The organism is Sphingomonas colocasiae (assembly GCF_019880585.1).
GTDB lineage: Bacteria > Pseudomonadota > Alphaproteobacteria > Sphingomonadales > Sphingomonadaceae > Sphingobium_A > Sphingobium_A colocasiae.
In genome coordinates, this window is the sequence record NZ_JAINVV010000003.1 from 1 (window position 1) to 14,107 (window position 14,107).

The window sequence follows — 14,107 nt, forward strand, 5'->3', positions numbered from 1 at the left end:
CCCCCCCCCCCCCCCCCCCCCCGGCGATTAGTTGGGGGGGGGGGGGGGGGGGGAGCGGGCCGGTGCAGCAATGCGCCATAGGCGCATTTCCAAACAGATTCTGAGCCGCCCCGCGACTATGCGGCGCTCTGTCGAGCCGATCTGATTTGGCGCATCCGCCAATCGGGAGTTTGCCGTGGCTCCCGGGCCGGCAGGTGTTGCCACCTGCCTCTGAACCACTCTAAAGCCGCGGCATGGCCAAGCCCTTTTATATCACCACCGCGATCAGCTATCCCAATGGTCGCCCCCATATCGGACACGCATATGAAGCGATCGCGACCGACGCGATCGCGCGTTTCCAGCGGCTGATGGGCCGCGACGTCTTCTTCATGACCGGCACCGACGAGCATGGGCTGAAGATGGTTCAGACGGCGCGCGACAAGGGGATCGAAACCGCCGCTCTGGCGGAAGAAATGTCGTCTTATTTCAAGAAAATGGATAACAGTCTCAACATTTCGTACGATCGCTTCATCCGTACCAGCGAGCCCGCGCACCATGTTGCCAGCCAGGCGATCTGGCAGGCGATGGAGGCGAATGGCGACCTGTATCTCGATCGTTACGAAGGCTGGTATTCGATCCGCGACGAAGCCTTTTACGACGAGAAGGAACTGGTCGAAGGGGAAGGGGGCGAGAAACTGTCCCCCCAGGGCACGCCCGTCACCTGGACGGCAGAGGAAAGCTGGTTTTTCCGGCTGTCCAAATATCAGCAGCCCTTGCTCGATCTCTATAATACGCAGCCCGATTTCATCCGGCCCGACAGCCGCCGCAACGAGACGATGCGTTTCGTCGAGGGTGGCTTGTCGGACCTGTCGGTCTCGCGCACCAGCTTCGACTGGGGCGTGAAGGTGCCGGGCAGCGACGGTCATGTCATGTATGTCTGGGTCGATGCGCTGACCAATTATCTGACGGGTGTGGGCTATCCCGAGGATGGCGAGGCATTCCGTAAATACTGGCCGGCCGATTATCACATCATCGGCAAGGATATCGTGCGTTTCCACGCCGTTTACTGGCCGGCTTTCCTGATGTCGGCGGGCATCCCGTTGCCTAAACAGGTGTTTGGCCACGGCTTTCTGCTCAATCGCGGCGAGAAGATGTCGAAATCGCTCGGCAATGTCGCCGATCCGCTCGAACTCGCCGAGGCGTTCGGCGTCGACCAGTTGCGTTACTTCCTGCTGAGCGAAGTGACCTTCGGCAATGACGGCAGCTATAGCGCCGAAGCGATCGTCACGCGCTGCAACGCCGATCTCGCCAACAGCTTCGGCAATCTCGCGCAGCGCACCCTGAGCTTCATCGCCAAGAATCTCGGCGCGCTGCCGAGCGGCGGTCGTGGCGAGCCTGCGGACACCGATCTGCTGGCGCTGATCGCGCAGATCACGCGCAAGGACGTGCCCGCCGCCTTTGCCGATCTCGGCCTGTCTCAGGGCATCGAAGCCTGGCTGCGCGGCGTGTTCGCCTGCAACCAGTATATCGACGCCCAGGCGCCCTGGGCGCTGCGCAAGACCGACCCGGAGCGCATGATGGCGGTGCTGGCGACGCTGTATCGCGCGATCCGCGATCTTGCGATCGTCATCGCGCCGGTGATCCCGGCGGCGTCGGCGAAGCTGCTCGACCAGATGGGAGCCGAAGCCCGCGATTTCGCGGCGCTGGAAGACGATGGCTGGTATGACGCCCTTGTGGCGTCGGACTTCACGCTTGCGCCGCCGAGCCCGATCTTCCCGCGGCTCGAACTGCCGGCGGAGGCGTAAACGATGTTCGTCGATAGCCATTGCCATCTGAACTATAAGGGGCTGATCGAGGAGCAATCGGCGGTGCTGGCGCGTGCGCGCGCCGCCGGCGTCGGCACGATGCTCAACATCGCGACGCGCGAGCGCGAATGGGATGACGTCATCGCCACCGCCGAGCGCGAGGCCGATGTCTGGGCGACTGTCGGCATCCATCCGCACGAGGCGGACCATCATCCCGATGTCGATACCGCGAAGCTCGTCGCCAAGGCCGCGCACAATCGCGTGATCGGCATCGGCGAAACCGGGCTCGATTATTATTACGACCATTCGGATCGCGAGCAGCAGAAGACGAGCTTTCGCGCGCATATCGCGGCGGCGCGCGAAACCGGCCTGCCGCTGATCGTCCACACCCGAGATGCCGAGGCGGATACGGCGGAGATCCTGGGCGAGGAAATGGGGAAGGGCGCCTATCCCGGCGTTATCCACTGCTTCACCGCCAGTGGAGAATTCGCCGACAAGGCATTGGAACTTGGGCTTTATATCTCGATTTCAGGGATCGTGACGTTCAAGAGCGCCAGGGATCTGCAGGAAACTGCGGCACGACTGCCCGCAGACCGGCTGCTGATCGAAACCGATGCGCCGTTCCTGGCGCCGGTGCCGCATCGCGGCAAGACCTGCGAACCCGGCCATGTCGCGGATACCGCGCGCTTCCTTGCGGAATTGCGCGGCGTCAGCGTCGAGCAACTCGCCGAACAGACGACGCGCAATTTCCGGGCCCTGTTCGCCAAAGCGGCCGCATGATCGGTACGGCGCGCGGGACGCTGCGATGAAGCTGCGCATCCTTGGATGCGGCACATCGTCGGGAGTGCCGCGCATCGGCAATGACTGGGGCGACTGCGATCCGGCCGAGCCCAGGAACAGGCGCAGCCGCGCGTCGATCATCGTCGAAAGCGCGACGACGCGGATCCTGGTCGATACCTCGCCGGACCTGCGCGAGCAGTTGCTGAAGGCCGATGTGGCCGATGTCGACGCGGTGATCTGGACGCACGATCATGCCGATCATTGCCACGGCCTTGATGATCTGCGCCAGCTTTTCCATGTCCGCGAGCGACCGGTGGAGGCTTATGCGCGCGCGGGAACGCTCGCGTCGCTCCATTCGCGCTTCGCCTATGCCTTTGACGGCAAGGACGGCTATCCGCCGACGGTGACGGGACAAGTCCTGCAAGACGACTGGATACTCGGAGATATCCGTATCCGGGTGGTCGATCAGCCGCACGGTACGATCACGTCGGCGGGGCTGCGCTTCGACGGACCGGAGGGATCGATCGCTTATTCCACCAATTTCAATGAATTCACACATGATATGAAGATTCTTTTCGAAGGATTGGATATCTGGGTTGTGGATGCCCTGCGGCATCGGCCGCATCCGACGCATCCGCACCTCGAACTCACATTGAACTGGATCGAAAACCAGTCGCCGCGCCGCGCCATCCTGACGCATATGGACCAGTCGATGGATTATGCGACATTGTGCGCCATGCTGCCGGCCGGCGTCGAACCGGGCTGGGATGGGTTGGAGGCCGGAACCGCTTGAACGAGGATCAATCGATCAGCCTGATATATGCTGTCGGCGGGCTGGTACTTGTCGGCAGCGCACTGGCTGCCAGGCGGTTGCCGATGCGGCAGACGCTCAAGATGGCATTGGCCTGGGTCGCGATTTTCGCCGGGCTTTTCGTGATCGTGGCGCTGCGCGATGATTTCGGCGCGATCTGGCAGAAAGTGAAGACGGCGGCTGTCGGCGAAAGCGCGGAGACGGTCGGCGGCAGTCTGCGCATTCCGGCGTCCGAGGATGGGCATTATTATGCCGTGGCGATCGTCAACGGTCACAGCGTCCGGTTCATGATCGATACCGGCGCGACGGTGACGTCGATGTCGCGCGATACGGCGAAGGCCGTGGGCATCGCGCTCGATGGAGCCGGTTATCCGGCGATCGTGGAAACCGCCAATGGATTGGCGGAGGCGCAACGCTCAAGCATCGATCGCTTCCAACTGGGGCCGATCGAGCGCGAGGGCATGCATGTGTTCGTGATGGAGGAACTGGGCGACACGAACCTGCTCGGCATGAATTTCCTGTCCTCTCTGAAGAGTTGGCGCGTGGAAGGGCGCACGCTGATCCTTGAGGGCTGATCGATCTGAGCTTTACATAATGTATATTATCGAACTTATGGAGCTGCCTCGGTGTCGAGCCCCCCGTTGAACGATCTGGTCGCGATCATGGCCCGTTTGCGCGATCCCGAGAATGGCTGTCCCTGGGATATCGAGCAGAGCTTCGAGACGATCGCGCCCTACACGATCGAAGAAGCCCATGAAGTCGCCGACGCGATCGCGCGCCGTGACATGAACGATCTCAAGGACGAACTCGGCGACCTGCTGCTCCAGGTCGTGTTCCATTCGCGCATCGCCGAGGAAGCCGGCCATTTCGCGATCACCGACGTCGTCACCGCCATCTCCGAAAAGATGGTCCGCCGTCATCCGCATGTCTTCGGATCCGATCCTCGCGAGACCGGCCATGCGCAATGGGAAGCGATCAAGGCGGCCGAGCGCGACGCCAAGCCCGACAAGAGTGCGCTCGCCGGTGTCGCCCTGGGCCTGCCCGCGCTGCTGCGCGCCGAGAAGCTCCAGAAGCGGGCGGCCAGAACCGGCTTCGACTGGCCGGATGCCGAAGGGCCCCGGCTGAAGATCGATGAGGAACTTGCTGAAATTGAACAGTGTTCAGGGGCGGATGAACTCGAGGATGAAATCGGCGATCTGCTCTTCGCCTGCGTGAACTGGTCGCGCCATCTGGGCATCGACCCGGAGGCCGCGTTGCGGCGCGCCAATCGCAAGTTCGAAACGCGCTTCCGTGCGATGGAGGCCGAAGCCGGCGAGATGTTCAACGGCTTGCCGCTGGAGGAGAAGGATGCGCTCTGGGAACGCGTGAAGGCGAAGGCTCCGAGGCAATAGCCGGAATTTGCCGCAGCACGGGGGCGAGAAAGCAGGACCTTTTATCCCCGCGCCTCGAACCGTCCCCAATCCAGTTCCGAAATACGCACGTCGATGCGCAGCAATTCGCCTTCCTCCACGGTATCGAGCACTTCGCCATGGCGGTGCAGCCAGGCGATGCCGGCGCCATCAGCCTGCGAAAGCCGCACGGTGCGAACGCGGTTTTGCGCGGTCAACAGGTCCGATACCGTCTGGCGAAGCGCATCGACGCCCTCCCCCGTCTGTGCGGACAGCATCGCGACATCATCGCGGCGGGCTGCCTCCCCCGTCAGTTCCGCCCGTGTTTCGGGGTCGAGCAGGTCGACCTTGTTCCACGCCTCGATCACCGGGGTGTCCTCACGCGCGCCGATTTCGGCGAGCACCTGCTCGACATCCGCCTTCTGCGCTTCACTGTCGGGGTGCGCGATGTCGCGGACATGGACGATCAGATCGGCTGCCGTCACTTCTTCCAGCGTCGCCCGGAATGCCGCGACGAGTTGGGTCGGCAGATCGGAGACGAAGCCCACCGTGTCGGAGAGAATCGCCTTGTCGAGGCCCGGCAGACGGATCTGCCGCATTGTCGGGTCGAGTGTTGCGAACAGCAGGTTTTCCGCCATGACGTCGGCGCCGGTCATCCGGTTGAAAAGCGTCGATTTTCCGGCGTTGGTATAGCCGACAAGCGCGATCACCGGCCAAGGCGCGCGCCGTCGTCGATCGCGGTGAAGTCCACGCGTGCGCCGTACATCGGCAAGCTCGCGGCGCAATTTGGCCATCCGATCGCGGATCATACGTCGGTCGGCTTCGATCTGCGTTTCGCCGGGACCACCCAGAAAGCCGAAACCGCCGCGCTGGCGCTCGAGGTGGGTCCAGCTGCGCACCAGCCGGCCCGCCTGATAATCGAGATGCGCCAGCTCCACCTGCAACCGCCCTTCGGCGGTCGCGGCGCGTTCACCGAAAATCTCGAGGATCAGGCCGGTCCGGTCGATTACCTTGGCCTTGAGCTTGTCTTCCAGATTGCGCTGCTGCACCGGCGTCACCGAGGCATCGACGATCACCAGTTCTGCTTCGTTCTGCTGGACGGCGACGGCGAGCTGATCGACCTGGCCGCTGCCGAACAATGTTGCCGGCTTGGGCTGGCGCACGCGGAAATGGAGCTTGTCGATCACGTCGATGCCGATGGCCTCGGCAAGGCCGGCGGCCTCCTCCAGCCGGGCATCGGAATCGCGCGCGGAGCCGCCGGTGTCGGGCAATGCCACGATCGCCCGCGCACCGCGCGCCAGTCCTTCGTCTTCGCTACGCTGAAATACGCTCATAGACCCTCATTCCGCCTTTCCCGCCGTCACGGGAATGACGGAGTGATCCGGCGCCTTCAATCCTCGTCCGTATCTCCGCTCTCCTCGGCGAGGTTGAGCGGATGGGCGGGCTGCACAGTCGAGATCGCATGCTTGTAGACAAGCTGCGACAGCCCGTCGCGCTGCAGCAACATGCAGAACAGATCGAATGCCACGATCTCGCCCTGCAGCATGACGCCGTTGACGAGGAACATGGTGACCGGCGCTTCGGACTTGTGGACCGCGCTCAGGAACACTTCCTGCAACGACTTGGATTTGCCGCGGCTCTCGTCGAAAGCCTTTTCGATCGGCTTCAGATCGATCGGCGCCGCGGGCATGACGGTGGAGATCGCATGCTTGTAGACCAGCTGCGATTGGCCGTCGCGGCGCAGCAGCACCGAGAAATTGTCGAACCAGGTGATGATGCCCTGGAGCTTCACGCCCTTCACCAGGAACATGGTGACCGGCGTCTTGGTGCGCCGCAGCGTGTTGAGAAAAATATCCTGCAGATTGTTGATCTTGTCGGCCATTTCTAAGTGTCCTGTTCTTGGCGGATCGCGGTCCGCGGTCGCCCGTTGCGGCGGGCTTGGGCTGCCGTTGTGGCGCCTCCTATCTAGTGCGTCGCGGCGGCTTCGTCCACCGCCGTCCGGTCATTCGTCGCCGTCGGTTTTCGAATCCGCCATGCCGAGCAGCTTCAATTTGCGATGGAGCGCCGATCTTTCCATGCCGATGAAGCTCGCCGTACGCGAGATATTGCCGGAGAAACGCCGGATCTGGATGCGCAGATATTCGCGCTCGAAGGTTTCGCGCGCCTCGCGGAGCGGAGCGCCCATGATCGCCGACGCGGCATTGCCGCCCATGCTGGCATCGCCCTGCGCGCCCATCACTTCGGGGGGAAGCATGTCCAGATCGATCTGGCCGATCCGGTCGCCGGGCGCCAGGATGATCGTTCGCTCGACGACATTGCGGAGCTGACGGACATTGCCGGGCCAGTCATAGGCCTGAAGCGCGGCGATCGCGTCGCCCGCGACACCGGGCGGCGGCACCCGGCGCTCATTGGCATAGCGCGCCACGAAATGATCGATCAGCCCGGGAATGTCCTCGCGCCGCTCGGACAGCGGCGGAATATGCACGGGCACGACATTCAGCCGGTAATAGAGATCTTCGCGGAAACGCCCGGCGGCAATCTCCTCGCTCAGATCGCGCGAAGTGGCTGAAACCACGCGAAACTCGACCTTCACCACCCGCTGGCCGCCGACGCGGGTGAAGCTCTGGTCGGTCAGCACGCGCAGGATCTTGGCCTGGGTGGTGAGCGGCATGTCCGCCACCTCGTCGAGGAACAGCGTGCCGCCATGCGCCTGTTCGAGCAGGCCGGGGCGGACGAGTTCCCCCCCCTCCTCCACCCCGAACAATTCGTCCTCGACGCGTTCGGGCTCCATCATCGCAGAACTGACGACGATGAACGGCGCCGCCGCCCGATTGCTCCACATGTGCAGCAGCCGCGCCGCGACTTCCTTGCCGACGCCCGCCGGACCGGTCACGAGCACACGGCTGCCCGTCGCCGCCACGCGCTTCAGCGTGGCGCGGACCGCGTTGATCGAGGTCGAATTGCCGGTCAGTTCCTCCTCGCGGCCGATCTGGGCCTTGAGCGAGGCGTTTTCGCGGCGGAGCTTCTCGGTTTCGGTGGCACGGCTGACGAGGTGGAGCAGATGTGCCGCCTCGAAGGGCTTCTCGATGAAATCGACCGCACCGCGCCGGATCGCGGCGACCGCGGTGTCGAGATTGCCGTGGCCCGACATCACCAGCACCGGCAAGGAGGGATCGCGGCGCTTGATCTCGTCGAGCAGATCGAGCCCGTCGAGCCTGGAGCCCTGCAGCCAGACGTCGAGCAGAACCAGCGAGGGCCTGCGCTCGGCAATGGCCTCCAAGGTGGCGTCGCTGTTGCCCGCGGTGCGAGGGGAATAGCCTTCATCCTCGAGCACGCCCGACACCAAGTCCCGGATATCCTGCTCGTCATCGACAATCAGAATGTCTAGCGCCATGGGTCAGCCTTCTCCTTTCCGCGTCAGCCGCGGGGTCTTTTCGTCCTGGTCGAGATCGATCGCCGCATCGTCGCAGGCGATATTGGCAAGCATATCGAGGTCGAAGCTTGTCGTGATGATCGTGCCGCCACCGGGGTTGTCGGCGAACTGCATCGTACCGAAATGTTCCTCCACGATCTTCTTCACGATCGCCAGGCCCAGGCCGGTGCCGCGCACGCGCGTTGTGACATAGGGTTCGACCAGCCGGTCGCGCTCCTGCGGCAGGCCGATGCCATTGTCGGTGACCGTCACGGTCAAGCGTGCGGGATCGTTACGCCGGGTGATCGAAAGCGTCACTTCGCCGGTATAATCGCCCTCGCTCACTTCTGATTTTGGTTCAATGGCTTCCACCGCATTCTTGACGAGATTGGTCAAGGCCTGCCCGATCTGTCTCCGGTCACAGACCATCGGCTGAACATCTTCCTCCTGCTCGAAGTTGAAGCGGATCTCCGGGTGCGCGACTTCGTGGAGGAAGAGCGACTGGCGCGCGATGTCGGTCAGCGATTCCGGCCGGAACACCGGCTTGGGCATGCGGGCGAAGGACGAGAATTCGTCGACCATCCGGCGCAGATCCGCCACCTGGCGCACGATCGTTTCGGTCAGGCGCGTGAACGTCCCCGTCTCGTCACTGATCTGCTTGCCGTAGCGGCGCTGCAGCCGCTCGGCGGCGAGCTGGATGGGGGTCAGCGGATTCTTGATCTCGTGTGCGATGCGGCGGGCGACGTCGGACCAGGCGGCGCGGCGCTGGTCGAGCAATTGCTGCGTGATATCGTCGAAGGTGAGCACCCGCCCGCTTTCGTCCCCGACCACGCGGACCGCCAGCGTCCGCGCCTCCCCGGTGGAATTGAACTGGACGATCTCGCTGCGGTCGCCGCTTGCCGCAAGCGCGCCGAGTTCGGGGGCCAGATCGCCCAGGCTCCGCCCGACGGCGTGAAGCGGTCCGACCTTCAGCAGGGCGGCGGCCTGGCTGTTCATCAACAGGATCTTGCCGTTGACGTCCACCGAAACCACGCCGGCGCTGACGCCCGACAGAACCGCCTCGATAAAGGCGCGTCGGCTTTCGAGTGCGCCGGTCTGCTCCTCGATCCGCCGCGTCATGCGGTTGAAGGCGTTGGCCAGGCTGCCGATCTCGTCCTGGCGGACGGGTTGCTCAACGCGCGCCGTCAGGTCACCGCCGGCGATGCGCTGCGCCGCATCGACAAGGTCTCCGAGCGGGCGCACGATCCGGTCCGCGACCGCGAGCGCGATGAACACGGCCGCGCCCACGATCAGCAGCGAGACCGCAAGCAAGGCGATGTTGAACTGGAGTTGCAGCGCGCGCGACCGCCCGAGCAATCGCTTATAGTCCTGAAGCACCGTGTCCGCACGCTGGGCCTGTGCAAGCATCTTCGGATTGGCGACGCGCGCCGCCCACAAATAGGCTTCTTCCTTGACCCCGAGCGGCACGACCGCCTCGATCCGGTCGTTGGTTTCGGTAACCACCGCCGGGGCGCCGCGGCGGATCTTCTCCATCACCTCCGGCTTCACAACATTGGTTTCGCCGCGAACATAGGGATCGACCATGATCAGCGTTTGCAAGCCGACGCCGGGCTTTGCGACGAGGATCGCGGCTTCGGACAGTTCGCGCTGATAAACCTGGCGCGCGAACGCCTCCTGGAACAGCGGGTTCTCGATCGGCGCTTCCTGCAGGAACTGGATCAGGTCGGACGCCATTGTGACGGTTTGCGCCTGCACGTCGTCGCGATTCTGCGCATAGGTTTCCTGCGCCAGGATACTCGCATTTTCGAGCATGCCGCGCGCTCGGTCGGAAAACCAGAATTCGACGCCATATTGAAAAAGCAGCGAAGCGAAAATCACCACCAGCAAGGTCGGCACCGCCGCGATCAGCGAGAACAGGGCGACCAGCCGGACGTGCAATCCCCCGCCCCCGCCCACCAGCGACCGGGCGGCACGGCGCTTCGCCATGCGCCGTCCGATCAGGACCAGCAATGCGACGCCGGGTACGAGATTGGAGATCAGCAGCAGCGCCACCATCGCCGGCGACAGGAGGCGATCGGCCGTCGATTCCGCAGTGACGATAAAATAGCTGGCGATCAGGATCGCGATCGCGAGCGCAAGCGTTGCCAGTTCGACCCAGGCGACCAGATTGTTGCGACGATAAAAGGCTGTCAGCGCGCGCCGCCACCGGGCCGGTTTCATCGAAAAGTCACGATCGAGCGCGTTCACCGTTGCTTGCTTACAACATTCCCGTTGCAAGACAAACACACTCTGCGCCGAAATGGAGGAATGCCCATCGCATGCCCGGCACGATCCGGCGCACCCGATCCGGCAATCGTCTCAGGGGCCGCGACGCAGCTTCGCTAGGTCGATCGCGTGATCGGTCAGTTTCTTGCGCAACGTATTGCGGTTGATCCCGAGCAGGTCGGCGGCGCGAAGCTGGTTGCCGCGCACCGCCGCCAGCGTCAGCCGCAGCAAGGGCTCCTCCATCTGGGCCAGCACGCGATCGTAAAGGCCATCGGGCGGCAGTTCGTCGCCGAAGCTCGCGAAATAGCCGGAAAGGCTGGCTTCGACCGCATCGGACAGCCCCCGTCCCACCAGCAATGGCAAGGGGGTTTCAGCGCCGCCTGACAGCGACTGATCGATCAGCCGGGCGCCGATCACTTCCTCGCGGCTCAGCGCGGCGAGGCGGCGCATCAGGTTTTCGAGCTCGCGGACATTGCCCGGCCAGCCATGCGCGGTCAGTCGCGCGAGCGCATCCGGGCCAAGCCGCTTGCGCGAAAGCCCCTCCTGCCCCGCGCGATCGAGGAAATGGCGCGCGAGTTCGGCGATATCGCCCGGCCGGTCGCGCAGTGGCGGCAAATGAACCGGCACGACGTTGAGCCGGTAGAACAGATCCTCGCGGAACATGTTGTTCGCGATCATCGCCGGCAGGTCCTTGTGGGTGGCGGCGATGATCCGCACATCGGCACGGATCGATCTGGCGCCCCCCACCGTGGTGAATTCGCCTTCCTGCAGCACGCGCAGCAATCGGGTCTGGGCTTCCATCGGCATGTCGCCGATCTCGTCCAGGAACAATGTGCCGCCCTGGGCCTGTTCGAACTTGCCCGCGGTGCGCGCCTGCGCGCCGGTAAAGGCGCCGCGTTCGTGGCCGAACAGCTCGGATTCGATCAGTTCGCGCGGGATCGCCGCCATGTTGATCGCGACAAAGGGCTTTCCCCGCCGTGCGCCGAGATCATGGATCGCGCGCGCGACCAGTTCCTTGCCCGTCCCGGACTCGCCGAAGACCAGAACGGTCAGTTCGTTGGAGACGACGCGGGCGATCGTGCGATAGACGTCCTGCATCGCCGGAGAGCGGCCGATCAGCGGCAGGTCTTCCTTGATCCCCTCGGGTTCGACATCGGTGCGCGTGGCGCGGCTGCGCAGCCCGTCGGCTACGGCGCGGCACAATTCCTCCAGATCGAAGGGTTTTGGCAGATATTCGAACGCGCCCTGCTCGGTCGCGCGCACCGCGGTCGCCAGCGTGTTCTGCGCGGAAAGCACGATCACCGGCATGCCGGGATGGTCGGCCAGCATCTCGGGCACCAGATCCAGCCCGTTGCCGTCGGGCAGCATGACATCCGTTACCAGCAGGTCCGGCGCGAAGCGTGCCATCGCCTTGCGCTGTTCGGCGACGGACGCGGCGGTTTCGACCTCATGACCCTCGCGCCGCAGCGCCTCGCGCACGACGGTGCGGATCGCGGCGTCGTCATCGACCACCAGGATGCGGCCACTGATCATCAGCGATCCCGGGCCCGTGGCAGCAAGAGGCGAAAAACGGTCATTTCCGGATGTCCTTCACGCGCATATTCAACCACACCGCCCTGATCGGTGACGAGCTTGTCGACCAGTGCGAGCCCCAGTCCGCTCCCGGTCCGTTTGGAGGTCACGAAGGGATCGAACAGATGTTCGGCGAGTTCGGGCGGCGCGCCGGGGCCATTGTCGATCACGCAGACCTCGATCGGCAGCGCCTGCTTGCCGTCGGCGCCATGTTTCAGAAAGGAGACGCCATGGCGATAGGCGGTCCTGAGCAGGATCTGCCCATCTTCACGATCGCCAATCGCTTCGGCCGCATTCTTCAGGAGGTTTATGAAGATCTGGACCAGCGAGTCGCGATGCCCCAGCACTTCGGGTAGCGACGGATCATAGGCTTCGCGGACCGGAATGGCGCGGGCGAAGCCCTGGCGCGCGACTTCGCGGGCATGGCTGAGGATCGCATGGATATTCTGCGGTTCGAGCTCGATATGCCGGGTATCGGTAAAACCCTCCATGCGATCGATGAGCGCAGCGACCCGATCCACCTCGTCGCGGATCAGCCGCGTCAGGTCGCGAGCGTCGGGTTCGACGCTTTTGTCGAGCAATTGCGCGGCGCCGCGAATGCCCGAAAGCGGGTTCTTGATCTCGTGCGCGAGCATCGCCGCCGCGCCGACCGCGGTCAGCTTCCCGCCTTCGCGTTCGGTGCGACGCCCCACCAGATGCGTGGTCGAGCGGACATGAATGGTGACGACGCGCCAGCCGGGATGATCGGGCATCGGCGCCGCCATCATATCGACATTCTGGGTGCGCCCACCCGGCAGATCGATCGGGAGGTCGAAGGCGGAGAATGGCGAATCCTTCGCCATCGAGGTCAGCGGATGCCCCGTCAGCGTTTCCATCGATCGGCCGATAATGGCGTTGCGGCCAAGATTGAGCAGCGTCTCGCTTGCGACATTGGCTTCGGTGATCAGCCCGTCCGGGTCGATCACGAGCATCGGCGTCGGCAATATCGCGAACAGTTCCGCCAGTGCCGGCGATCCGGGGCGCGATGACGGGGCCGGCCGCCGGCCCAGGCGGATCAGGCGGCTGCCCGGGAGAGCCATGGACCGTAGAATTCCGCCAGCATCGCCAGCACCGTTTCCGCCTTGGGTTCCTGGTTCACCGCATTGCGGAACTCAGCCGATCCCGGCAGTCCCTTGGTGTACCAACCGATATGCTTGCGCGCCATGTTGACGCCGGTAAACTCGCCATAGTGATCGAGCATTGCCATGTAATGGCCTATGATCGCGTGATATTGCTCCTCGATTGACGGATCGGGAAGCGCCTGGCCGGTGCGGAACCAGTGCATCACCTGGCCGAGCAGCCACGGGCGGCCATAGGCGCCGCGCCCGATCATGACGCCATCAGCGCCGGATTGCGCCAGTGCCGTTTCCGCATCCTCGATCGAGCAGATATCGCCATTGGCGATCACGGGGATCGAGACGGCATCCTTGACCTTGCGGATGAACGCCCAGTCCGCCGATCCCTTGTACATCTGGTTGCGGGTGCGGCCATGGACGGTCACCAGCTTCACGCCCAGATCCTCGGCGATCCTGGCGAGTTCGGGCGCGTTCAGGCTGTCATGGCACCAGCCCATGCGCATCTTGAGCGTGACGGGCACCGAAACCGCCTTCACCGTGGCCTCGACCAGCGACGCGGCATTCTTCAGGTCGCGCATCAGCGCCGATCCTGCATCGCCGTTGGTCACCTTGCGCACCGGGCAGCCCATATTGATGTCGATGATCGCGGCGCCGCGATCCTCGCTCAATTTGGCGGCCTCCCCCATTTCCTTGGCGGTACAGCCGACAAGCTGCATGGAAACGGGCTCTTCTGCCGGATCCCATGCCGCCTTCTGGATCGACTGGCGCGTCTCGCGGATCGCCGCCTGGCTGGCGATCATCTCTGTCACGTTCAATCCCGAGCCGAAACGACGGACGAGCGAACGGAACGGCAGATCGGTGACGCCGGTCATCGGCGCCAGGATCACCGGCATGTCGATCCGCACGGGGCCGATATCGATGGGAGCGAGCTTGGTCATCATTTGCCTAAAAAAGAGGCAGCGCCATAGCGGGATTGGGAT

Annotated in this window: 11 protein-coding genes and 1 pseudogene; 5 read left to right on the forward strand and 7 right to left on the reverse strand. The window is 64.0% G+C overall.

All coding sequences use genetic code 11. The features are described 5' to 3' along the window. Positions 1 to 233 precede the first annotated feature (233 nt). The 5 genes from metG to mazG are packed head-to-tail and all read left to right on the forward strand — an operon-like array spanning position 234 to position 4,766. Complete coding sequence (gene metG, locus K7G82_RS03770) at positions 234 to 1,784, forward strand: methionine--tRNA ligase (protein WP_222988517.1); 1,551 nt, start codon at positions 234 to 236, stop codon at positions 1,782 to 1,784. Positions 1,785 to 1,787: 3 nt separating this feature from the next. Next, entirely contained in the window at positions 1,788 to 2,564 is a 777-nt protein-coding gene (locus tag K7G82_RS03775; protein ID WP_222988518.1) for a TatD family hydrolase, read from the forward strand. A 25-nt stretch (positions 2,565 to 2,589) separates the two neighbouring features. Then, on the forward strand, positions 2,590 to 3,357 hold the full coding sequence (locus K7G82_RS03780) for an MBL fold metallo-hydrolase (protein ID WP_222988519.1): 768 nt from the start codon (positions 2,590 to 2,592) through the stop codon (positions 3,355 to 3,357). Continuing rightward, on the forward strand, positions 3,354 to 3,950 hold the full coding sequence (locus K7G82_RS03785; RefSeq protein WP_222988520.1) for a retropepsin-like aspartic protease family protein: 597 nt from the start codon (positions 3,354 to 3,356) through the stop codon (positions 3,948 to 3,950). The genes K7G82_RS03780 and K7G82_RS03785 overlap by 4 nt, the downstream gene beginning before the upstream one ends. A 51-nt stretch (positions 3,951 to 4,001) precedes the next feature. Further along, entirely contained in the window at positions 4,002 to 4,766 is a 765-nt protein-coding gene (mazG, locus tag K7G82_RS03790) for a nucleoside triphosphate pyrophosphohydrolase (protein WP_343228523.1), read from the forward strand. Between the two features lie 41 nt (positions 4,767 to 4,807). On the opposite strand, the gene hflX is transcribed toward mazG, so the two are convergent. The 7 genes and pseudogenes from hflX to dusB all read right to left on the reverse strand — a co-directional run bounded on the left by hflX (position 4,808) and on the right by dusB (position 14,065). Next, complete coding sequence (gene hflX / locus K7G82_RS03795; protein ID WP_222988521.1) at positions 4,808 to 6,097, reverse strand: GTPase HflX; 1,290 nt, start codon at positions 6,095 to 6,097, stop codon at positions 4,808 to 4,810. Positions 6,098 to 6,153: 56 nt separating this feature from the next. Continuing rightward, positions 6,154 to 6,705 (reverse strand): annotated as a pseudogene (gene hfq, locus K7G82_RS03800) (RNA chaperone Hfq); the annotation flags it as partial. Between the two features lie 60 nt (positions 6,706 to 6,765). Continuing rightward, a complete protein-coding gene (gene ntrX / locus K7G82_RS03805; RefSeq protein WP_222988523.1) occupies positions 6,766 to 8,157 on the reverse strand; it encodes a nitrogen assimilation response regulator NtrX in 1,392 nt (463 codons plus the stop codon). Positions 8,158 to 8,160: 3 nt separating this feature from the next. Further along, positions 8,161 to 10,395: a sensor histidine kinase gene (locus K7G82_RS03810; RefSeq protein ID WP_222988524.1), complete on the reverse strand. Its 2,235-nt coding sequence runs from the start codon at positions 10,393 to 10,395 to the stop codon at positions 8,161 to 8,163. A gap of 138 nt (positions 10,396 to 10,533) precedes the next feature. Then, positions 10,534 to 11,973 (reverse strand): nitrogen regulation protein NR(I), encoded by a 1,440-nt coding sequence (gene ntrC, locus K7G82_RS03815; protein WP_222988525.1) that lies wholly within the window; start codon positions 11,971 to 11,973, stop codon positions 10,534 to 10,536. Then, a complete protein-coding gene (locus tag K7G82_RS03820) occupies positions 11,973 to 13,091 on the reverse strand; it encodes a two-component system sensor histidine kinase NtrB (RefSeq protein ID WP_222988526.1) in 1,119 nt (372 codons plus the stop codon). Before K7G82_RS03820 ends, ntrC begins: the two co-directional genes overlap by 1 nt. After that, the gene (gene dusB / locus K7G82_RS03825) at positions 13,067 to 14,065 is read right to left on the reverse strand and encodes a tRNA dihydrouridine synthase DusB (RefSeq protein WP_222988527.1); all 999 of its coding nucleotides are present in this window, start codon (positions 14,063 to 14,065) and stop codon (positions 13,067 to 13,069) included. Before dusB ends, K7G82_RS03820 begins: the two co-directional genes overlap by 25 nt. Positions 14,066 to 14,107 lie beyond the last annotated feature (42 nt).